20 protein-coding genes and 1 tRNA gene are annotated in these 19685 nt (G+C 61.7%); 6 read left to right on the top strand and 15 right to left on the bottom strand.

What is annotated here, in order from left to right; genetic code table 11:
* Nucleotides 1–26: 26 nt before the first annotated feature.
* The 10 genes from DXY03_RS03400 to DXY03_RS03355 all read right to left on the bottom strand — a co-directional run bounded on the left by DXY03_RS03400 (nucleotide 27) and on the right by DXY03_RS03355 (nucleotide 9301).
* Entirely contained in the window at nucleotides 27–893 is an 867-nt protein-coding gene (locus DXY03_RS03400; RefSeq protein WP_115009107.1) for a carbohydrate ABC transporter permease, read from the bottom strand.
* Entirely contained in the window at nucleotides 890–2155 is a 1266-nt protein-coding gene (locus DXY03_RS03395) for an ABC transporter substrate-binding protein (RefSeq protein ID WP_115009106.1), read from the bottom strand. Before DXY03_RS03395 ends, DXY03_RS03400 begins: the two co-directional genes overlap by 4 nt.
* Nucleotides 2152–3642 (bottom strand): glucosylglycerol-phosphate synthase, encoded by a 1491-nt coding sequence (gene ggpS, locus DXY03_RS03390; protein ID WP_115009105.1) that lies wholly within the window; start codon nucleotides 3640–3642, stop codon nucleotides 2152–2154. Before ggpS ends, DXY03_RS03395 begins: the two co-directional genes overlap by 4 nt.
* 52 nt (nucleotides 3643–3694) lie before the next feature.
* Nucleotides 3695–4255, bottom strand: a complete 561-nt coding sequence (locus DXY03_RS03385; RefSeq protein ID WP_115009104.1) for a peroxiredoxin — start codon at nucleotides 4253–4255, stop codon at nucleotides 3695–3697.
* A 12-nt stretch (nucleotides 4256–4267) separates the two neighbouring features.
* Nucleotides 4268–4504 carry a 50S ribosomal protein L28 gene (rpmB, locus tag DXY03_RS03380; protein ID WP_006850205.1) on the bottom strand — a complete coding sequence of 79 codons (237 nt, stop codon included), beginning with the start codon at nucleotides 4502–4504 and terminating at the stop codon, nucleotides 4268–4270.
* Nucleotides 4505–4583: 79 nt separating this feature from the next.
* Nucleotides 4584–6488, bottom strand: a complete 1905-nt coding sequence (gene htpG, locus DXY03_RS03375; protein ID WP_115009103.1) for a molecular chaperone HtpG — start codon at nucleotides 6486–6488, stop codon at nucleotides 4584–4586.
* A gap of 103 nt (nucleotides 6489–6591) precedes the next feature.
* The gene (locus DXY03_RS03370) at nucleotides 6592–6816 is read right to left on the bottom strand and encodes a ferredoxin family protein (RefSeq protein WP_006851587.1); all 225 of its coding nucleotides are present in this window, start codon (nucleotides 6814–6816) and stop codon (nucleotides 6592–6594) included.
* 25 nt (nucleotides 6817–6841) lie between these two features.
* Entirely contained in the window at nucleotides 6842–8020 is a 1179-nt protein-coding gene (locus DXY03_RS03365; protein WP_115009102.1) for an ATP phosphoribosyltransferase regulatory subunit, read from the bottom strand.
* Nucleotides 8021–8042: 22 nt separating this feature from the next.
* Nucleotides 8043–8930 carry an inositol monophosphatase family protein gene (locus tag DXY03_RS03360; protein WP_115009101.1) on the bottom strand — a complete coding sequence of 296 codons (888 nt, stop codon included), beginning with the start codon at nucleotides 8928–8930 and terminating at the stop codon, nucleotides 8043–8045.
* Between the two features lie 2 nt (nucleotides 8931–8932).
* Nucleotides 8933–9301, bottom strand: a complete 369-nt coding sequence (locus tag DXY03_RS03355) for a 2Fe-2S iron-sulfur cluster-binding protein (RefSeq protein WP_114989241.1) — start codon at nucleotides 9299–9301, stop codon at nucleotides 8933–8935.
* 53 nt (nucleotides 9302–9354) lie between these two features.
* Here DXY03_RS03355 and DXY03_RS03350 point away from each other — a divergent pair.
* Nucleotides 9355–9441 (top strand) — tRNA-Ser (locus DXY03_RS03350).
* Between the two features lie 88 nt (nucleotides 9442–9529).
* On the opposite strand, the gene pstB is transcribed toward DXY03_RS03350, so the two are convergent.
* From pstB to pstC, 3 genes are read right to left on the bottom strand one after another with little or no spacing between them, the layout of a single operon-like run.
* The gene (gene pstB / locus DXY03_RS03345) at nucleotides 9530–10351 is read right to left on the bottom strand and encodes a phosphate ABC transporter ATP-binding protein PstB (protein ID WP_115009100.1); all 822 of its coding nucleotides are present in this window, start codon (nucleotides 10349–10351) and stop codon (nucleotides 9530–9532) included.
* A 20-nt stretch (nucleotides 10352–10371) separates the two neighbouring features.
* Complete coding sequence (gene pstA, locus DXY03_RS03340; protein WP_115009099.1) at nucleotides 10372–11289, bottom strand: phosphate ABC transporter permease PstA; 918 nt, start codon at nucleotides 11287–11289, stop codon at nucleotides 10372–10374.
* A 1-nt stretch (nucleotide 11290) separates the two neighbouring features.
* Complete coding sequence (gene pstC, locus DXY03_RS03335) at nucleotides 11291–12238, bottom strand: phosphate ABC transporter permease subunit PstC (protein ID WP_115009098.1); 948 nt, start codon at nucleotides 12236–12238, stop codon at nucleotides 11291–11293.
* Between the two features lie 124 nt (nucleotides 12239–12362).
* Here pstC and dnaK point away from each other — a divergent pair, with 124 nt between their 5' ends.
* Genes dnaK through murQ form a run of 4 tightly spaced genes read left to right on the top strand, consistent with a single transcriptional unit; the run spans nucleotide 12363 to nucleotide 16675 of the window.
* Nucleotides 12363–14354, top strand: coding sequence for a molecular chaperone DnaK (gene dnaK / locus DXY03_RS03330; protein ID WP_115009097.1), 1992 nt, complete (start codon nucleotides 12363–12365; stop codon nucleotides 14352–14354).
* Nucleotides 14338–15234 (top strand): DnaJ domain-containing protein, encoded by an 897-nt coding sequence (locus DXY03_RS03325; protein WP_115009096.1) that lies wholly within the window; start codon nucleotides 14338–14340, stop codon nucleotides 15232–15234. The genes dnaK and DXY03_RS03325 overlap by 17 nt, the downstream gene beginning before the upstream one ends.
* 43 nt (nucleotides 15235–15277) lie before the next feature.
* Nucleotides 15278–15721: a DUF3110 domain-containing protein gene (locus tag DXY03_RS03320; RefSeq protein WP_115009095.1), complete on the top strand. Its 444-nt coding sequence runs from the start codon at nucleotides 15278–15280 to the stop codon at nucleotides 15719–15721.
* 3 nt (nucleotides 15722–15724) lie between these two features.
* A complete protein-coding gene (gene murQ / locus DXY03_RS03315; RefSeq protein ID WP_115009094.1) occupies nucleotides 15725–16675 on the top strand; it encodes an N-acetylmuramic acid 6-phosphate etherase in 951 nt (316 codons plus the stop codon).
* Here murQ and mtnP read toward each other — a convergent pair.
* Nucleotides 16657–17607 (bottom strand): S-methyl-5'-thioadenosine phosphorylase, encoded by a 951-nt coding sequence (mtnP, locus tag DXY03_RS03310; RefSeq protein WP_371637595.1) that lies wholly within the window; start codon nucleotides 17605–17607, stop codon nucleotides 16657–16659. The genes murQ and mtnP overlap by 19 nt on opposite strands.
* On the opposite strand from mtnP, the gene DXY03_RS03305 reads away from it, so the two are divergent.
* Nucleotides 17606–18049 carry a peptidylprolyl isomerase gene (locus DXY03_RS03305; RefSeq protein WP_114989232.1) on the top strand — a complete coding sequence of 148 codons (444 nt, stop codon included), beginning with the start codon at nucleotides 17606–17608 and terminating at the stop codon, nucleotides 18047–18049. The genes mtnP and DXY03_RS03305 overlap by 2 nt on opposite strands.
* Here the strand turns inward: DXY03_RS03305 and ribBA are convergent, their stop codons facing one another.
* Complete coding sequence (gene ribBA / locus DXY03_RS03300) at nucleotides 18050–19645, bottom strand: bifunctional 3,4-dihydroxy-2-butanone-4-phosphate synthase/GTP cyclohydrolase II (RefSeq protein ID WP_115009092.1); 1596 nt, start codon at nucleotides 19643–19645, stop codon at nucleotides 18050–18052.
* Nucleotides 19646–19685: the final 40 nt, after the last annotated feature.

The following is a 19685-nucleotide window of genomic DNA, read 5'->3' as shown; positions in this document are numbered from 1 at the left end:
CGGTCCACGTGTCATCGATTCATGGGTCATCGGTCGAGGGAGCTCAGCAGACCGAAGCTCCTCAGCAGCAACGTGCCCGCAAGAATCAGCGTGGTGAGCAACAGGAATCCCGCGAGCATCACTGTGGCGCTGTAGCCGAAATCGAGGAAACGCATGCCGTTGAGGTAGGCATAGAGGGCGATGCTTTCGGTGCTGCCGGCGGGACCGCCATCGGTGAGCACCTGCACCAGATCAAACACCCCGAAAGCCTGGGCCAGGCGGAACAGGAGGCTCAGCAGGATGTAGGGGAGCAGCAGCGGCAGGGTGACCCTGCGAAGCGCCTGAAGGGGCGTTCCCCCTTCCAGGCGAAAGGCGCTGTAGAGGTCGTCGGGAATGCTCTGGAGTCCCGCCAGAAGAATCAGCGTGATGAAGGGCGTTGTTTTCCAGACATCCGCAAACACGGTCACCAGCCAGGTGATCGATGGGGTGGACAGCAGATCCAGGGAGTTGAGGCCAAGGCTTCTTGCCAGCACCTCGATCGGGCCGTAGGGGCTGTTGAAGATCCAGCGCCAGCCCAGGGCCATCATTGTTGTGGGCAGGACCCAGGGCAGCAGGGTCAGGGCGCGAACAGCTCCCCTGCCGCGCCAGCGTTGATTCAGCAGCAGCGCAATGGCCAGGGCCAACAGCAACTCCAAACCCACTGAGATCAGGGCGAATCGTGCGGTTTGTCCGGCATCCAGCCAGAAGCGCTGATCAGCCGCCAGTCGCCACCAATTAGCACCGCCGTTGGCCACCGGTTCAAGGCCGGTGAGAACGGAATCAGCGTGGAAGCTCAGCCAGGCGTAGCGAAGCATCGGCCAGCCGAACACCACCGCGATCAACAGCAGCGCAGGTGCAGCCAGGAGCATCGTCATGGCGTAGCTCCCGCAGCGCGCAGCAGAGTCTGGCTCCGCTGCTGACTGGTGGCCATGGCCTCATCGGCGGACCCGACAGCGGTGAACAAGCCGTTGAGTTCCCGCTGCACCACATCGCTCAGCTGGGCATACAGCGGGGTTGGCGGTCGAACCACCGCATGGTTCAAGGCCACCAGCAGATCCTGCAGCACGGGAGAGGCCTTCAGCATCTCCGGGTCGTTGAACAGATCCGCCTGAATGGGGGTGTAGCCGTTGTTGAGAAGGCGCTGCCGCTGGGCGTCTTCGCTGGTGAGGTAGCGAATCGCTTCCACCGCTGCTTCCTTGTGCTGCGATTGGCGCATCAGGCTCAGCCCCCAGCTGCCGAGGGTGGCTCCGGGGCGTTCACCTGGTTGCGCCACCATCAGGCTGACGCCGACGTTGCCCTTCACCGCGCTGTCGTCCTTCTGGAGTTCAGCCCAGGCGTAGGGCCAGTTGCGCATCAGAGCGGCATCACCGGCCTTGAAGGCCTGAAGCGACTCCGCCTCGGCGTAATTGGTCACGGCGTAAGGGCTGACGCCTTCGCTGATGAGACCGTTCAACCAGGCTGCTGCGGCCGTTGCCTCAGGCGAATCGAGCTCCATGACCTTGGTGGTGGTGTCCATCCAGTCACCGCCGAAGCCCTGCAGCACTTCAAGGAAGTCGCAGCTCAATCCTTCGTACTGACGCCCTTGCCAGACAAAACCGTTGGCAACGGCCTGGCTTTCAACGAGGCGTCCGGCAACCTCCACCAGCGCGTCGGGCGTTGTTGGTGGCTGCTCCATCAGATCCGTGCGCCAGTAGAGCAGTCCCACATCGGCCACCAGCGGCCAGCGGTAGAGATGGCCGTCGTAGTCATTGCCGAGCCGAGCACCTTGAACCAGCTGCTCCTGGTCGCCTTGACCAAACCAGGGATCCAGGGCTTCCAGCCAGCCGGCGGCGGCATATTTCGGCAACCAGGTGACATCCATCAGCAGCGCGTCGAACGGCGCATCACCCAGCAGAAGACTGCTGATCGCCAGGTCTGAAATCGATTCCGTGTTCAACGGACCGCGAATCAAGCTGAGATGAATCCGGCCGAGATGCTCGCGGTTGAAGGCTTTCACCAGATCGGCACTGGCATCGGTGAAGGATGACGGCATCAGGATGCTCACCTCCTCCGCGCGCGAGGTGGCTGACCCAACCAGAACACCCAGTGCAATCAACAGCGCCAAGGCACCGCCTGCGAGCCAGCGGCGCAGTTTCATTGCGGGGTGGAGGGCGACAGGCCAGACATTTGTTCCTCGGCCCAATCACTCACCGTGTAGTTCTCAACGGCATCGGTCATGCGGCTCATGCGGTCGCGCTGCTCGTCTTCATCCATTTCCAGTGCCGATTCGATGGCCTCATCCATGCGGCGATTGGAATAGGGATTGGTGAGTACGGCGCCATCCAGCACAACCGAGGCTCCGGTGAATTCCGAGAGCACAAGAACGCCGCCACGGTTGCGTCGAGCAGCGGCGTACTCCTTGGCCACCAGATTCAGGCCATCCCGCAGCGGAGTGATCCAGCAGACATCGGCATGGCAGAACCAGGCGATCATTTCGTCGTAGGGGATCCGGCGAGTAGAAAAGCGGATGGGCACCCAATCGATCTGGCTGAAGCGGCCGTTGATCCGCCCGGCCATTTCCTCGATTGAGCGTTGGGTGTCTTCGTAGATCTTCATTCCACTGGCAGCGGCCACACAGGCCAGCATCAGCACCACCTGGCCGTGCAGATCCTTGCGTCGTTCCAACAGACGTTCAAACGCCAGCAGCAACTCTTCGTTGCCCTTGGTGTAATCCACCCGACTGGCAGAGAGGATCAGTTTTCGGCCTTTTTTGGTGTCTTGAACGATCAATTCGCCATGACTTTCAACCGACGGGCTCCAGCACAATTCCTGAATCAGATCCGGTGAGGTGCCCACCGGAGAGCTGAGTAGCTGAATGGTGCGACCGTTGTGCTCGAGGTGACTGGTGACCGTGCCTTCCGAAAGGGCGGTTCCGACCTCAATGAATTTCTTGTCCACCGGCACTTTGGGCCCTCGTTTGGCGCCCACCAGGGTTGTGGCAGCGCGGGCAAAGTTTTCGGTGTAGCGGGGAATATGGAAGCCGACGACATCACAACAGAGCAAACTTTCCAGGATCTGCTCACGCCAGGGAAGTATGGCGAAAACATCATTCCCCGGGAAAGGAGTGTGATGGAAAAAGGCAATCTTCAGGTCTGGACGTTCGGCTCGGATGTAACCGGGAGCCAGCCACAGGTTGTAGTCATGCACCCACACCGTTGCACCCTCGGCGGCCTCAGCGCATGCCGCCCTGGCGAAACGTTTGTTGACCTCTTCAAAAATCTTCCAGTTGGCGTTGTTGACATTGAAATAGGTTGGAAATGTATGAAGTATTGGCCAGAAGCATTCTTTGGATGTGATGTGATAAAAACTGGAGATCTGCTCATCTTCCAGGGGGATTCGGCACAGAGTAAACGGCGAAGGATTATCCATCTCAAACCGTTCTGTGCCTTCATTCGACTGATCGTCGACCCGTCTCCAGGCAATCCAAGTGCCTTTTTCGCAGCTACGGAAGAGGTTGCGAAGGGTTGGAATAATTCCGTTAGGGCTTTTCTGATCGACCCATATTCTTTTCCCGTTCTTGTCTTTTGATTCGTCGAACGGCGTGCGGTGATAGAGGATTACAAATGAACTCTGACCCGCACCCATTTATTCGAACAACGCTTCGTTCGGTCCACCATTCAGCAAAAGCCCTCTTTTGTCAAACGGCGGCTTTGGTCTGAAAAGACACCAACGAATCCAGCACCTCGCGGGCGTGACCGTTGGGTCGAACCGCCACCCAGCGTTCGCGCAAGACCCCGTCCGGATCGATCAGAAAGGTGTGGCGCAGCGAGTACGGCGCCATCCACGACCCGTAGGCCTTGCTCACGGTCCCGTCGGGATCGGACAGCAGGGGGAAGCTCAATCCTTCGCTCTCACAGAAGGATTCATGGTCGTCAACGCTGTCGGCGCTGATGCCGATCACTTCCGCACCGGCCTGAAGGAAGTCGTTGTGAAGGCTTTCGAAGCCCCGGGCTTCGATCGTGCATCCGCCGGTGAAATCCCTTGGATAGAAGTAAACCGCGAGCCAGCGGCCGCGCAGATCACGGCTGCTCCATTGCTTCCGATCGGGTTCGGACTGACTGGATCCGGGCAGATCGAAATCAGGCACGGTTGTACCCGTTTCCAAAACAAGACCCCCGAGGGCCGAAGCCCGCGAGGGTGTGAGCGTCAAAGCTGCAAGGAAAAGGCCGGACTTGATTAGTAATTCCCGCCGATTCACCCGTTCAAGATCTCAGATCTTGGCCAGGTTAATGCCCAGAGACTTGGCGTAGGCGCCCAGGCCTTTCTTCTGGATGGTTTTGAGGGCGCGGGTGGTGACACGCAGCTTCACCCAGCGGTTGCCTTCCGCCCACCAGAGGCGACGCTGCTGCAGGTTTGCCTGCTGCAGCTTCTTGGTGCGGATGTGGGAATGGCTCACGGCCATGCCGTTGTTGGCGCGAGTACCGGTGAGCTGACACACCCGTGACATGACGATGTCCTTCTACTGAGAGGTTGTTTGGAGCTGAAAAGCCAGTTCCAAACAACTAATTTAGCAAAAGGTCTTCAGGTCAAAGTCCTCTCTGCATCAAGGCACCCATCAATTCAGTGCTGCGGGTCTGGAAACCGGCCAGCTCATTGGGCTCCAGACCCCCGACGCCCAGGCGCGCCATGTCATACAGATAGCGGGCCACATCCTCGGCCAGGCTTGCGGTCGTCGATGTGTCCGCCGCTCCTACCAGCACGCCACCGGCACGCAACTTCAGCATCCCCTCCACAAGGGGGTGGCGCCGGTTCACCAGCAGCACGTGATGCTCGGGAAGGCCCGGCAGGCGTTGTTCCATCAAGGCGCCCATGTCGTTCAGCCGGCGCATCTGTTCCGGCAGAAGAATCATGGCCGGCGGTGCCCCCTCGGCTTTCAAGGCCTGCACCTGAACGGTCACCTTGTCGTTGGCGAGGGCTGCTTTGATCAGATCACGCAGTCGGTCTGACTCCGTGGTGCCGTCCTGATCGGTGAGTTCGGCATCGTTGTCCTTCAGGCTTTCGTCCAGTTCCGAGTCGACGCGCTGGAAGGTGAGTTCCTCATGGCGATGTTCCAGCCAGGGGATGAACTGGGTGTCGATCACCGTCTCCAGCTTCAGCACTTCCGCGCCCTGGGAGGTCCAGAGGTTGAGCGCACCGGCCTGGGCAACGTCATCGGTGCTGTAGAGCACACGCTTGTTCTGATCCGCGGCCAATCGGCTGCGGTACCCCTCCAGGGTGGTGAAGGCACGGCCATCGCAGGCGATCGGGTCAGCGTCGTCCCCTTCCCCTGCTGCAGCGGTGGTGGCGAACAGGATCAGTTCAGACACCTGTTCGGCGAACTTCTCGTCCTCCATGGCGCCGATCTTCACGAAGGGTGCCAGGGCATTCCAGGCTTCGGCGTAACCCTTGGGATCCTCCTTTTTCAGGTTCCGCAGCCGGTCGGACACTTTCTTGGTGACGAAGTTGCCGATGGAGCGAACGCGTCGGTCGGTTTGCAGAGCACTGCGGCTCACGTTCAGGGGGATATCGGGTGAATCGATCACTCCCCGCAGGGGCAACAGGTAGCGCGGAACGACCTCCTTGATCGAATCGCTGACGAACACCTGGTTGCAGTACAGCTTGATTTCCCCCTTCTCCCAGTCGGCACGTCCGGTCTGCTTGGGGAAGAAAAGAATGCCCTGGAGGTTGTAGGGGTAGTCGGTGTTGAGGTGAACCCAGAGCAGGGGATCGCCCTGGAAGGGATAGAGGTAGTGGTACAGGTCGATGTAGTCCTGATCACTCAGATCTCTGGCGCTTTTGCGCCAGGGGGCATCCATCTTGTTGATGGTTTCCCCTTCCAGCTGCACCGGCACTGCCATGAAGTCGCAGTAGGTGTTGATCAGGGTGCGGATCCGAGCCGGTTCGAGATATTCGAGCTCGTCCTCCATCAGATGAAGGATCACGTCCGTACCGGGCTGGTCTTTCTCGGCGGCAGTGAGGCTGAAGTTCGGAGAACCATCACAGCTCCAACGCACGGCCTCAGCCTCGGGCCGGGCTGAACGGGTCAGCAGCTCAACCCGCTCGGCCACCATGAAGCTGGAATAGAAGCCCAGGCCGAAGTGGCCAATGATGGCGTCATTTTCCTGCTTGTACTTCTCCAGGAAATCCTCGGCGCTGGAGAAGGCCACCTGGTTGATGTAGCGCTTCACCTCATCGGCGGTCATGCCGATGCCGTTGTCGCTGATGGTGAGCGTTTTGGCTTCTCGGTCCACACTGATCCGAATGGCCCCGTCATCCCCTTCACTGCAATCGCCGGCCATCGCCGCCATGCGGCGCTTGCTGATGGCGTCAACGCCATTGCTCACCAGCTCCCGCAGAAACACCTCATGGCCGGAATAAACGGCCTTCTTGATGATCGGGAAAATGTTTTCGGTGTGGATCTGAATCTGACCCTGTTCCTCCAGCACCGCCATTCCTTTGCTGCGAAAAACCAGACACTAGAGACAGGTTTTACCCGGGCTCAACGGCTGTTTCAGGGGGTTCCCCGTACCTTTTACCGACGTCCCTTGGTCCAGCTCAGGGCGTCTTCTGCAGGTCGGGGCGCTCTTCTGCGACGATGGCCCCCTCAACGGGACACACCTGCAGGCAGATACCGCAATCGATGCAGGTGTCGAAATTGATCCAGTAGAAGTCAGTGCCCTTCTTGTTCTTTCCTTTGCCTTGGTCGATACAGGCCACAGGGCAGGCATCAACGCAATCAGCGATTCCCTCGCAAACGTCAGTGACGATGGAATGAGCCATGGAGGTCCTGCTGCACAGCGGGATCCTAAGGATCGACCCAATCCAGCTGCAGACCACCCTGGGCCTTCGCCAGCTGCTCAGCCTCCTGCTTGGACGCCAGGGGTTCCAGGGCCATCACGGCGGTGCGTCCCTGCTCGTGCCAGCCGCGCTGACGCTCCATCGCGGATTCCAGATTCGAAGCCGTTGAAAAAGCAACGAGAACATCGGACTGCTCCTGTTCGGCAGCATCCAGGTCTGAAATCAGTTCGCGGATCGGATCGATCGCGAGGCTGAACCCAGCGCCAAAAGCCCGGTCATCCGTTGCGCCGCAACGGCGCACCAGATCGTCGTAGCGGCCGCCGCGGGCAATCACCACCGGTGAACTGCGGCCATCACAGACCAGCTGGAACACCAGGCCGGTGTAGAGCTCGAAATGGGGTTGAAAGGTTGGATCCAGCTGGATCGTCACCGCCTGAGCCTGAGCTGCCGAGGCGAGATGGGCACAGAGGCGCCGCAGCTCATCGAAGACCGGCTGTTCCCCGCAGAGACTGCCGAGCTGCGTCAGCACCTGGTCGGGGGTGCCACGGCAGTCCAACAAGGAGAGCAGCCTGGTCTTCTCAGCGTCGGCCAGATCGAAGCTCTCGATGGCCAACCGGTCGAAATCGATCAATGCCGTGCGGATCTGATCACGCAACGCACCGCTGAACGGACGGAGCACCAGATCCATCAGAGCGGTGTGCCCCAGCAACAGCCTCGGTTTCTGGCTGGCCTGCAGCCCCAGGGTCTGAACGGAGGCCATCAGCAGGCTCAGCAGCTCCATCTCCGCTTCGCTGCCACTGACACCGAACAGTTCAACGCCGCTCTGAAGGTTTTCCTCAATGCACTGACCACCCTCATCGGCGGAACGGGTGCGGAACACCGTGCCAGAGGCCCAGAGCCGCAGCGGTCTCCGGCGATCTGCAAATCGGGTGCAGGCGGCTCTGGCGATGGATGCTGTCATCTCCGGGCGCAGCCCGAGGGGGTCATCAGCCACCAGACGAACAATGTCTGAGCTGTCGATGGCACCGCCGGCCATCAGGGTGGCCAGGCGTTCCACCCGGGGGGGCGAGACCTCGTCGTAGCCCCAGAGGCGGTAGACCGACGCCAGACGTTCCGTCAGCTGTCGGTTGGTCTCCACCTGACGTGGATTCAGATCCTTTGCGCCAGCTGCAGGTTGCAGCGCCATCTCACGTCCTCTCGGCCACGCCTCAGGATCCCATGGCCGTGACCTCGGGCGCTCCGAAGGCGGCTCCAGGGAGTGGTTGCACCTGAGACAGCCCCTCGGTGATCGCCGCATGCAGGCTGGCGCCAGCGGCAACGACCCGGCCACTGGAGAGGTTGAAGGGTCTATTGCCATAGCCGGTGACGGTTCCACCGGCCAGATCCACCAACGCCACGCCAGCGGCCAGATCCCAGGGAGACAAGCCCCGTTCCCAATAGCCGTCCTGGCGGCCAGCGGCCACGAAGGCCAGGTCCACCGCTGCAGCACCGCCCCGGCGCACGCCGTGGGTGCGATGGGTGAACCAGCAGAACTCGGCGTAGTTGTTGTCGAGTCGGGTGTGCCGGTCGTAGGCGAACCCGGTGACCAGTAGGGAGTCTTCGAGCCGATCGCAACTGCTCACCTGCATTGGTCTGTCGTTGCAGAACGCTCCGACCCCCGGTGCCCCCCAGTACATCTCCTTCAGAAAGGGCACAGCGATGGCCCCGAGGATGGGCTGCTGGCCCAGGGTGAGTCCGATTGAGGTGGCAAAAAAGGGGTAGCCGTGGGCGAAGTTTGTGGTCCCATCGAGGGGGTCAACACACCACCTCAGGCCGTCCTGCTGACCGGCTGCCCCGCTTTCCTCCGCCAGCACGGCAATCTCAGGGGTTTGCTCCGCCAGCAGCTCCAAGACGATGCGTTCGGCAGCAAGGTCGGCATTGGTGACCAGGTCGCCGACGCGGCCTTTGCTTTCGATGGACGACAGGCGCCCGTAGTGGCGCATCAGTTCCTGGCCACCGGCATCGGCCGCTGAGCGGGCCACGCCGACAAGACGCTCCAGATCGCTTGGGTTGAGACCGGCTTCGTGGGCGGCACGGGTGCAGATCGATTTCGGCATGTTCACTCCTCCTCGAGGGGAATGCGAGCAGTGACGCGCCCTTTGCCGAAGTGGCGACCGAACTGGAGCTCGTACACCTCATCCTCATCCTGGGTTTCAGCCTCCAGGGGCCCGATGGCGCGGGCCACGCAGAGCAGGCCGTAGCCCTTGTCCCTCAGCTCCCGCGACAAACCCATGGCTTCGCGCTGGTCGAGGTTGCCGCTCTGCACGCGAACGGCGCACTCCGTGCAGCATCCGTTTCTGCAGGAGAAAGGAAGTGGGTCACCCTGCTCTTCGAAGCTGTGAAGGATGTAGTCCCCCTCAGGGACGTCGTGGGTGATGGTGCGACCCTCCTGGCGCCAGTGAATCGTGATCCTGTGGCTGGGACGCATGAAGGTCTGCTGGCAGTGCCCTGCTACATTCTCACCTGCCCCATTTAGCCGGTGGAGAGCTGGCCGAGTGGTCGAAGGCGCAGCACTGGAAATGCTGTATAGGGGCAACTCTATCGAGGGTTCGAATCCCTCGCTCTCCGCTTCTCCGGTCCATCAGGACCGGATTTTTTTTGCCCTTTTCGAGGCCTGAAGGCCCAATCACCGCCTTACCTGGGGCCGGCTCGGCGATCAGCCGAAACGACCGGAGACGTAGTCCTGTGTGGCCTGCTGTTGGGGTGCGTTGAAGATCTTGTCGGTCTCGTTGAATTCCACGAGGTAACCCACTTTTCCGGTTCCGCCTTCAACGGCCTCTGCGTTGTAAAAGGCGGTCATGTCGCTGACGCGAACGGCCTGCTGCATGTTGTGGGTGACGATCACGATGGTGAAGCTCTTCTTGAGCTCATGCATCGTCTCCTCGATCTTCAACGTTGAGATGGGATCAAGGGCTGAGCAGGGCTCATCCATGAGGATGACCTCTGGCTGAATCGCGATCGTGCGCGCGATGCAGAGGCGCTGCTGCTGTCCGCCTGAGAGCGAATACCCGCTTTCATTCAGCTTGTCTTTGCACTCATCCCAAACCGCCGCCTGGCGGAGGGAACGCTCAACAAGTTCATCCATGTCTCCGGTGTAGCCATTGATCCGAGCGCCGAAGGCGATGTTTTCGTAGATGCTTTTCGGGAATGGGTTGGGTTGTTGGAACACCATTCCGATCCGGCGACGCACCTCCACGGGATCAATCTTGGGCCCATAGAGGTCTACGCCTCCAAACAGGATGTTTCCCTTCAGTGAGCAGCCTTCGATCAGATCGTTCATCCGATTCAATGAACGAAGCACCGTGGACTTTCCACATCCGGATGGGCCAATGAAGGCTGTCACCTTGCCGCGGGGAATCTCGCAGTAGACGTTTTTGACGGCTTCGAAATTGCCGTAGCTGATCGTGACGTTCTGCAGGGAAAGGGCGACGTCTGTGTTGTGGGACTCGGTGGCTTGGGGCTGTTGAAGAGTCGTCATTGTTTTATGCAGAAAAAGGTTTATTTGGCAGCAAATCGCGCCAGCCAGCGAGAGAACAGGTTCAGGGCCAGGATCATCACGACGAGCACAAACGATGCGGCCCACGCCAGCTCGTTGTGAAATTCGTAGGGCATGATCGCGAAGTTGTAGATCATTACCGAGAGGGTCGCGATTGGAGCGAAGATCCCTTCGGGCGTAAGCAGATCCGACCAGAACGGTGAGAACAGAGCGGTGAAGATCAAGGGAGCTGTTTCCCCTGCTGCTCGGGCGATGCCCAGCACAACCCCTGTGGCTATCGGGGTTAATGCGGCAGGCAGGGTGATGCGAACAACGGTGACGAACCGGGATGCCCCCACGCCGAGGGCGCCACGCCGGAGATCGTCGGGCACCAGCTTTAGGCCTTCATCGGTGGTTTTGATCACTGTGGGAAGCATCAGCACCGCCAGCGCCATGCCGCCGGCCACGGCGCTGTAGGCGTTTCCGAACAGGATTCGACTGGTGACGATCGTGCCGTAAATGAAAACCCCGGCAATGATCGATGGCACCCCGGCCAGCACATTGGTGCCGAAGCGAATGAACTGAGCGAACCATCCCGAACGGGAGTATTCAGCCAGAAAAACTCCGCCGCCGACGCCCACCGGAACGGCGATCAGTGCAGCGATGGCGGTCACCACCAGCGTTCCAACGATCGCATTGGCGATGCCGCCGTCTTCGAGGCCTGGCGGTGGTGGAAGTTGCGTCAGCAGGGCCAGGCTGATCTTGCTGCCCCCCTGCACGAGCACGTAGCCCAGCACAAGGATCAGGGGCAGAACAGCAATCGCGGCAAACAGGGCTGCCAGAAACGAGAGCGCCCTGCTGCTGATGTTTCTGCGTTTAAAGGGTTTGTAGCTGAGGTCAGAAGCTGACTTGGCCTTGTTGTGGGTGAGCGTCTGTGTCATGTCAGTACTTCAGGCTCAAACGCTTCACGATCCACTGGGCAAAAATATTCACGCACAGGGTGAGAACAATCAGCACGAACGCTGCGTACATCAGTGATGACACCTGGGAGCCATCCGCCTCACCAAATTGATTGGCCAGCATCGCTGCGATGGTGTTGCCAGGGGCCAGCAGCGAAACGCTGAAGTTGTTGGAATTTCCGATGATCATGGTCACGGCCATGGTTTCGCCCATGGCCCGGCCCAAGGCCAACATCACACCACCAATGATTCCGGAAATCGCTGCCGGGAGAATCACATTGATGATGGCTCCCCAGCGGGTTGTGCCCACCCCATAGGCCGCCTGGCGCAGTTGCGGCGGAACCTGATTCAGGCAATCACGGGAGATCGCCGTGATGATCGGCAGGATCATCACCACCAGGATCAACACGGCGGGAATGGTGCCAGGCCCCATCGGTGGGGTGCTGAACAGGGGGAACCAATTGAACAGCTGATAAAGAAGTTCCAGCCCAGGCCTGATGAACGGTTCCATCACAAAAATGGCCCAGAGGCCAAGCACCACCGATGGAATCGCCGCGAGCAGTTCCACCATCAGGCCGATCACGTCCCTGATCCGCTTGGGAATGATGTTTTCGGTGATGAAAATGGCCGTGCCAACACCGAGGGGCACCGCGATCATCAACGCGAGTAGTGACGTGATCAAGGTGCCGTAGATCGCGGCTCCGGCCCCGTACTGATCGTCCACGGGATTCCAGTCTGAGGTGACCAGAAATCGCCATCCGTAGCGGGCCATGGAATCCAGGCTTCCCTGGAAAACCACCACAAGGATTGAGAACAGAACGATCGCCACAACGGAGGCCATGGCGATGGCGAGATTTCTGAAACTGATGTCCACCAGCTTTTCCGCTGGTGGACGGCTTCGGAGCAAGTAACGACTGTCCGGGTCGGACATGCATCCAATGGCGCGCCCTTACAACGTATGACCCGAACCGTTTGGGGGCATTAACAACCGCTCAAGGGAGGGACTGGAGCCGGTTTGAACCTGCCGTTAGCGTGGGGATCAAGTTTTCAGGGATATGGGGCGGATCGTCGGAATCGATCTGGGGACCACCAATTCGGTTGTCGCTGTGCTGGAGGCAGGTCGTCCCCACGTGATCGCCAATGCCGAGGGCGGCCGAACCACCCCATCCGTTGTCGGATACACCAAGGATCAGGAACTGTTGGTGGGTCAGCTGGCCCGGCGCCAGCTGGTGCTCAGCCCCCGCAACACCTTCTCCAACCTGAAGCGGTTCGTCGGCCGGGACTGGGACGAACTGGAGGACAGCAGCCTCTCGGTTCCCTACACGGTGCGTGCCAACGACCAGGGGCAGGTTCGGGTGCCTTGCCCGGTCACCGAGCGGGAATACGCGCCCGAAGAACTGGTGGCCAGCATCATTCGCAAGCTTGTCGATGACGCGTCCACCTATCTGGGTGAACCGGTGGAAGCGGCGGTGGTGACCGTGCCCGCTTACTTCAACGACGCACAGCGCCAGGCCACCCGTGACGCCGGACGGCTGGCGGGCATCTCGGTGGAGCGCATCCTCAATGAGCCCACCGCAGCTGCTCTGGCCTATGGCTTTGACCGCAGCGCCGTCAAACGGGTCCTGGTCTTCGACCTTGGTGGCGGCACCTTTGACGTGTCGCTGCTGCGCATCGCTAACGGCGTTTTTGACGTCAAGGCGACGAACGGCGACACGCAACTCGGCGGCAACGATTTCGATCAACGCATCGTCAACTGGCTTGCCGATGCCTTTGAAGAGGAGCACAAGGTTGATCTGCGCCGCGATCGCCAGGCCCTGCAGCGGTTGACGGAAGCAGCTGAGAAGGCGAAGCAGGAACTTTCCGGCGTGCTGAGCACCCCGATTTCGCTTCCCTTTATTGCTACCGGCAGCGATGGTCCGCTGCACATCGAAACCCGCCTGGACCGCGCCACCTTCGAAGGGCTCTGTCCCGATCTGCTGGATCGTCTGCTGAGTCCTGTCCAGGCAGCGCTGCGCGACTCAGGCTGGTCGGCTGACGACATCGATGACGTTGTGCTGGTGGGTGGTGCCACGCGGATGCCGATGGTTCAGCAATTGGTGCGCACCCTCGTGCCGATCGATCCCTGCCAATCGGTGAATCCAGATGAGGTGGTGGCCATCGGTGCTGCTGTACAGGCCGGAATCCTCACCGGTGAACTCAGGGATCTGCTGCTCAACGACGTCACCCCCCTGTCGTTGGGACTGGAGACCATCGGCGGATTGATGAAGGTGCTGATTCCCCGCAACACACCGATCCCCGTGCGTCAGTCCGATGTGTTCAGCACCTCGGAAGCCAATCAGTCGTCCGTGGAAATCCATGTCTGGCAAGGGGAGCGCCAGATGGCGACGGACAACAAATCCCTCGGACGTTTCCGGCTCTCCGGGATTCCACCGGCTCCGCGGGGGGTGCCGCAGGTGCAGGTGGCCTTCGACATCGATGCCAATGGCCTGCTGCAGGTCAGTGCCACCGACCGCACCACCGGCCGCAAGCAGTCGGTGTCGATTCAGGGCGGCTCGAACCTCAATGAGGAGGATGTGACCGCTCTGCTGGCGGAAGCGGAGGCGAGGGCTGATGAGGACAGGCGCAAACGCAATCAGATCGAGCGCCGCAACCGGGCTCAGACCTTGCTTGCCCAGGCGGAACGGCGGCTGCGGGATGCCTCGCTCGAGCTGGGGCCCTATGGCGCTGAACGGCAGCAACGGGCCGTTGAAATGGCCATGCGTGACGTGCAGGACTGTCTCGCCAATGACGACCTCCAGGAGCTTGATCTCTGCGTGAGTGGTCTCGAGGAGGCGTTGTTCGGGCTGAACCGCCGGCTGTCGGCGGAACGTCAGGCCGATGGCAGCCCGCTTCAGGGGATCCGCAACACCCTGGGCTCCCTCAAGGATGAGCTGTTTGCCGATGACTGGGACGAAGACCCCTGGGGTCCCCCCAGCCGTCCGGGTGACCGTGGCCGTGGTTTAAGCCGGCGTGAACCTGCACCTTGGGACGATGACATCTACCGCTGAGCCTGATTACTGGTCTCTGCTGGGGGTTGATTCCGACTGCACCGATCAGCAACTGAAACGGGCCTTTCGCCGGGAGGCGCGCCGCTGGCACCCCGATCTCAACAGCAACGATCCCGTTGCTGAAGAGCGCTTCAAGCTGGTGAATGAGGCCTATGCGGTGCTCAGCGATCCCCGCCGGCGTGAGGCCTGGCAGAGAGGGGGTGGTTCCCGTGCGGATGTTGCAGATCCCTTTGCCCAGGGCTTCCCAGATTTTGAGGACTACCTCGATGTGATCTTCGGCGGTGGAACCGGTCGTTCCTCAGTTGAGGTTGAGGACGAGCCCGATCCCCCCTTCCGAAGTCCGGTGTCGGCACCGCCGCCGCCGCCCCCGGTGCGTGCCGTGGAAGATCTCGAGTCGGTGGTTTATCTCACTCCGGATCAGGCTCTCCAGGGAACCGTTGTGGAACTGACGCTCGATGACGGCACCGTGATTGAGCTGAACACGCCCCCCGTTGCTGGGGATGGCTGGCGTCTGCGGCTTGAGGGCGTTGCCCCCGGCGGCCGTGATCATTTCCTGCAGCTCCGGGTCGTGACCGATGACGGCCTGCGGATTGATGGTCTGCGGGTGCTCTACAAGCTGATGCTGTTCCCACCGGATGCAGCCCTCGGTTGCGCCGTGGATGTGCCGACCCTGGATGGCCCTGTGACGCTGCAGGTTCCTCCAGGCTCATCCAGTGGACGTTTGCTGCGGCTGCGGGGGCGCGGGCTGCAGCTGGATGACGAGCGGGGTGACCAGTTGGTGGAGATCGTTGTGGTGATTCCGTCGGATCTGGGTGATGCGGAACGGGCCCTCTACCGACGTCTTCAGGAACTGGTGAGCGAATCCGAGCAGGGTGGTTGACGATGGGTGAGACTCCGGTCCGGTTGATCTGACGGTTTTCCCGATGCGCGTCCACGTCCTGCTCTTTGATGCCGGTACGGATAGCGAAGGCATCCACTCGCTTGAAATCGCTGGACGAACCGTGGTTCTGCTGTTTGAGAACCCCGACGATGCCGAGCGTTATGCCGGTCTTCTGGAGGCCCAGGACTTTCCGGTCCCGACAGTGGAGGCCCTCGATCGGGAAGACGTGGATCTGTTCTGCCGTGAGGCCGGTTACGAGGCCCGGCTGATCGAGTCGGGCTTTGTGCCCAGCAATGACGAGGAGCGTCTGTTTATGGCGCCCCCCCAGAGCAACCGCGATGTGAGCAACTGGAAGGACGAGGCTGTTTCTGACGGCGGGGTGGCAGAGCAGCAGGGCGTGGAGCCGGCGCGCCAGGGACTGGAGACCGAACCGGAATCGAATCCTGAACTGGATGAGCTGCGTCGGCGCCTGGAGGGTCTGCTCTGAGCCATGGCCGTGTTCGACCCCGATCTGCAGCCCTCCAGCGACCGCGGCCACCTGCTCACCGAGCAGAGCAACCGGCGCAGTTCACGCCTGGATCAGCTCGACACCCTGGCGCTGGTGGAGTTGTTTGCAGACGAGGATCGTCGCCCCCAAGAAGCCGTCGCCGCGGTGGCTCCGGCCCTGGCCCAGGCTGTTGATGCCGTTGCCGCGCGCCTCCGTGCCGGCGGCCGGCTCTTCTACCTGGGTGCTGGCACCTCCGGACGACTGGGGGTGTTGGATGCCGCGGAATGTCCGCCCACCTTCTGCAGTGATCCCCAGCAGGTGCAAGGTGTTCTCGCCGGTGGTTCCGCCGCGTTGCTGCGCAGCTCGGAAGGGCTTGAGGACATTGAGGCCGCCGGACGTGCCGATCTCGAGGAGCGGGGCTTCTGTGCCAAGGACTGCCTGGTGGGCATCGCCGCAGGCGGCACCACCCCCTACGTGCGCGGTGGGCTGGCGTTTGCCAAAAGCATCGGAGCTCATGCCATCGCCATGGCCTGTGTTCCAACGGAGCAGGCGCCCCTGCCCTGCGACATCGACATCCGCCTGCTCACGGGCCCTGAGCTGCTGACGGGATCCACCCGGATGAAGGCTGGAACCGCCACAAAATTGGCCTTGAACACCCTCTCCACCGCCGTGATGGTCAAGCTGGGCAAGGTCTACGGCAACCGCATGGTGGATGTGGCCGCCAGCAACAGCAAGCTGGTGGACCGTTCCCTGCGGATCCTGCGGGATCTTGCCGGTGTGGAGCGGGAGCGGGGGCTGACGCTGCTGGAGGAGGCCGGCGGATCGGTGAAACTCGCCCTGTTGATGGCCGCTGCAGCCTTGTCGGTGGACCAGGCCAAGGCTCATCTGCAGCAGCACAACCAACAGCTGCGGCCGGCCTTGGCCGCCTGCGGCGCTCAGCTGGCGGAAGCCTGATCGAACGGTCCCCAGTAGGGGGCGGTGAATAGATCAAGGTTGGACCGGGTCTGTTCCGGGACTTGATCTTTGGGGGTAATCAGGGCGTTGGCGAGGGCTGTGTGGGCCGGCGAGGCGGGAGGGTCCTGTTTGAGCCGCTGCATCAATCCACTCAGGATCGGTTCGGTGGCTGAGGCATTGGCCTGAAGGTTGCCGATCACCATCTCCACCGAGACAGCGTCGTGATCCTCATGCCAGCAGTCGAAGTCGGTGACCATGCTCAGGGAGGCATAGGCCACTTCGGCTTCCCGGGCCAGACGGGCTTCGGTGTGATTGGTCATCCCGATCACCGAACAATCCCAGGAGCGGTAGAGCTTGCTTTCGGCCTGGGTGGAGAAGGCGGGGCCCTCCATGCAGAGATAGGTGCCACCGCGGTGCAGCCGTCGACCCTCCGGCAAACCCTGTTCGGCGGCATCGGCCAACAGGGCACTCAAATTGGGGCAGAAGGGGTCTGCAAGGCTGACGTGGGCCACGCAGCCGTTGCCGAAGAAACTGGCGGGCCGGTCCCGGGTGCGGTCGATGAACTGATCGGGCACGACCATGTCGCGCGGCTGCAGATGCTCCTGCAGGGACCCCACCGCCGAGAGCGAGATCAGCCAGCGCACCCCCAGGGAACGCATCGCCCAGATGTTGGACCGGTAGGGCACTTCACTGGGAAGTAGATGGTGATGGCGGCCGTGGCGGGCCAGGAAGACGGTTTCGACGCCCTCGAGCTCTCCCAGGCGCAGTTGATCGGATGGTGCCCCGAAGGGTGTGTCGACCGTGCGTTCCTCCATCTGCCGCAAGCCGGGGATCGAATAGAGGCCGCTGCCGCCGATCACACCGACGCGGGCTTGGGAGAGGTCGGGCATGGTCGGCGTCTCTTTACACTCCAATTTTGCTCGCGCCACCATGACCAAGGCCTTGATGGACACTGAAGCAGGCCTGATCGAGCTCGAGCTGTTCGAAGCCGATGCCCCGAACACCGTCGCCAACTTCGTGAAGCTCGCCAAGGATGGCTTCTACGACGGTCTGGCCTTTCACCGCGTCATCCCCGGCTTCATGGCCCAGGGGGGATGCCCCAACAGCCGTGAAGGCGCCCGCGGCATGGCCGGTACCGGCGGCCCCGGCTACCAGATCGATTGCGAGATCAACCAGCAGAAGCACCAGGCCGGCACCCTGGCCATGGCCCATGCCGGTCGCAACACCGGCGGCTCGCAGTTCTACATCTGCCATGAGGCCCAGCCTCACCTCGATGGCGTGCATACCGTCTTCGGCCACACCGGCAACATGGATGTGGTGCTGAAGCTGGCCAACGGCTCCAAGATCAACAAAGTGACGATCCAGGAGGGCTGATCAGCTCCGGGTCCAATGCAGCAGTGACGGGCCGTTTTCCAGCAGTTCGTCACTGCCCAGATTGATCAACTCATTGAGTTGATGCTCCACCCGTTCTAGGGTCTGGGGCGGGTGCAATGCCATCCGCTCCGTGGGAACGCGCATCAGACCCACCCGCTCGGTGGCCGCCAGGGCCGCCAGGCTCTTGAGCAGGGGGACTGCATCGGCGCCGTCGGGAATCAGTTTCCAGACGAATTGCGGTCGATCCCACAGCGCTAACAAGCGGGGTTCATGCAGTGCCTCAAGGCTGAAGCCATGGCGCTGGGCGATGGCTTCCACTTCCTGGCGAATGGTGGGCCAGCTTTCGGGGCCCACGTTCACCGCCAGAGCCAGCACCACACAGGGACTCTCGGATTCGAACAGATGCCCGAGCTTCTCCCGCTTGGCCGCCAGGTAGTCGGCGTTATGGGCACCGGGGTCCATCACCAGCGGCACCCGCTCCTCCACCTGCAGGCCATAGCCGCCGAGGCCGGCGATCTTGCGTGGGTTGTTGGTGAGCAACCGCAGCCGATGGATGCCGAGGTCGGAGAGGATCTGCGCGCCCACGCCGTAGTTGCGCAGATCCGCCGGGAAGCCAAGCCGCTCGTTGGCTTCAACGGTGTCGAGCCCGGCTTCCTGGAGGCTGTAGGCCTTCAATTTGTTGATCAGGCCGATGCCCCGCCCTTCCTGGCGCAAATAAACGACCACACCCTCGCCCTCCGCTTCGATCTGACGCAGGGCCGCCTCGAGCTGGGGCCGGCAGTCGCAGCGCAGTGAGCCGAAGGCATCGCCGGTGAGGCATTCGGAATGCATGCGCACCAGCACGGGTTCGCTCAGGGCATTGGGCTCACCCTTGATCAGGGCCACGTGTTCTGAGCCATCCAGTTCGTTGCGGTAGCCCACCGCCTGAAAGCTGCCGAAGCGGCTGGGCATCTGGGCCTGGGCCATGCGGCGAACGAAGCGCTCGTTCTCCAGCCGGTAGCGGATCAGGTCAGCAATGCTGATCAGCTTCAGCCCCCAGCGATCGGCGTAGCTGCGCAGCTCCGGCAAGCGGGCCATCGAGCCATCGCTGTTCTGGATTTCACAGATCACTCCGGAGGGGCTGAGGCCCGCCAGCTGAGCCAGATCCACGGCGGCTTCGGTGTGACCGGCCCGTTTGAGCACGCCGCCGGGACGGGCGCGCAGCGGAAAGATGTGCCCAGGGCGGCGCAGTTCCGCTGGCCGTGTGGCTGGGTTGAGGGCCACCTGAATCGTGGCGGCCCGGTCTTCGGCGGAGATGCCGGTGGTCACCCCATGTTCGATGCCGGCATCGATGCTCACGGTGAAGGCCGTTTCGTTGGCATCGGTGTTGCGGTCCACCATCAGCGGCAGATCCAGTTCGTCCAGCCGCTGTCCCTCCATGGCTAGACAGATCAGGCCCCGTGCCTCGGTGGCCATGAAGTTGATCGCTTCCGGGGTGGCGAACTGGGCCGCGCAGATCAGATCGCCTTCGTTCTCCCGTTGTTCGTCGTCCACCACGACAACGCATTCCCCATTGCGGATCGCCGCCAGGGCGTCGCTGATGGCATCAAACGCGATCGGTTCGTTCGCGGGGTCAAGGGAACTGGGGTTCAGGAGC

Origin of the sequence: Synechococcus sp. N5, from assembly GCF_900473925.1 — a bacterium.
GTDB lineage: Bacteria > Cyanobacteriota > Cyanobacteriia > PCC-6307 > Cyanobiaceae > Parasynechococcus.
Note: the sequence above shows the minus strand (reverse complement) of the source record. Positions and strands in the feature narration are given on the sequence as shown.

Coding starts and splice junctions, on each gene's coding strand:
- DXY03_RS03365 (WP_115009102.1), bottom strand. CDS start 8,020: ATGGCGCTGCAACCTGCAGCTGGCGCAAAGGATCTGAATCCACGTCAG.
- DXY03_RS03325 (WP_115009096.1), top strand. CDS start 14,338: ATGACATCTACCGCTGAGCCTGATTACTGGTCTCTGCTGGGGGTTGAT.
- DXY03_RS03360 (WP_115009101.1), bottom strand. CDS start 8,930: ATGCCGAAATCGATCTGCACCCGTGCCGCCCACGAAGCCGGTCTCAAC.
- DXY03_RS03320 (WP_115009095.1), top strand. CDS start 15,278: ATGCGCGTCCACGTCCTGCTCTTTGATGCCGGTACGGATAGCGAAGGC.
- DXY03_RS03355 (WP_114989241.1), bottom strand. CDS start 9,301: ATGCGTCCCAGCCACAGGATCACGATTCACTGGCGCCAGGAGGGTCGC.
- pstA (WP_115009099.1), bottom strand. CDS start 11,289: ATGACACAGACGCTCACCCACAACAAGGCCAAGTCAGCTTCTGACCTC.
- DXY03_RS03400 (WP_115009107.1), bottom strand. CDS start 893: ATGACGATGCTCCTGGCTGCACCTGCGCTGCTGTTGATCGCGGTGGTG.
- DXY03_RS03395 (WP_115009106.1), bottom strand. CDS start 2,155: ATGAAACTGCGCCGCTGGCTCGCAGGCGGTGCCTTGGCGCTGTTGATT.
- htpG (WP_115009103.1), bottom strand. CDS start 6,488: ATGGCGGTGCTGGAGGAACAGGGTCAGATTCAGATCCACACCGAAAAC.
- dnaK (WP_115009097.1), top strand. CDS start 12,363: ATGGGGCGGATCGTCGGAATCGATCTGGGGACCACCAATTCGGTTGTC.
- pstC (WP_115009098.1), bottom strand. CDS start 12,238: ATGTCCGACCCGGACAGTCGTTACTTGCTCCGAAGCCGTCCACCAGCG.
- rpmB (WP_006850205.1), bottom strand. CDS start 4,504: ATGTCACGGGTGTGTCAGCTCACCGGTACTCGCGCCAACAACGGCATG.
- DXY03_RS03305 (WP_114989232.1), top strand. CDS start 17,606: ATGACCAAGGCCTTGATGGACACTGAAGCAGGCCTGATCGAGCTCGAG.
- pstB (WP_115009100.1), bottom strand. CDS start 10,351: ATGACGACTCTTCAACAGCCCCAAGCCACCGAGTCCCACAACACAGAC.
- DXY03_RS03370 (WP_006851587.1), bottom strand. CDS start 6,816: ATGGCTCATTCCATCGTCACTGACGTTTGCGAGGGAATCGCTGATTGC.
- murQ (WP_115009094.1), top strand. CDS start 15,725: ATGGCCGTGTTCGACCCCGATCTGCAGCCCTCCAGCGACCGCGGCCAC.
- mtnP (WP_371637595.1), bottom strand. CDS start 17,607: ATGGTGGCGCGAGCAAAATTGGAGTGTAAAGAGACGCCGACCATGCCC.
- ggpS (WP_115009105.1), bottom strand. CDS start 3,642: ATGGGTGCGGGTCAGAGTTCATTTGTAATCCTCTATCACCGCACGCCG.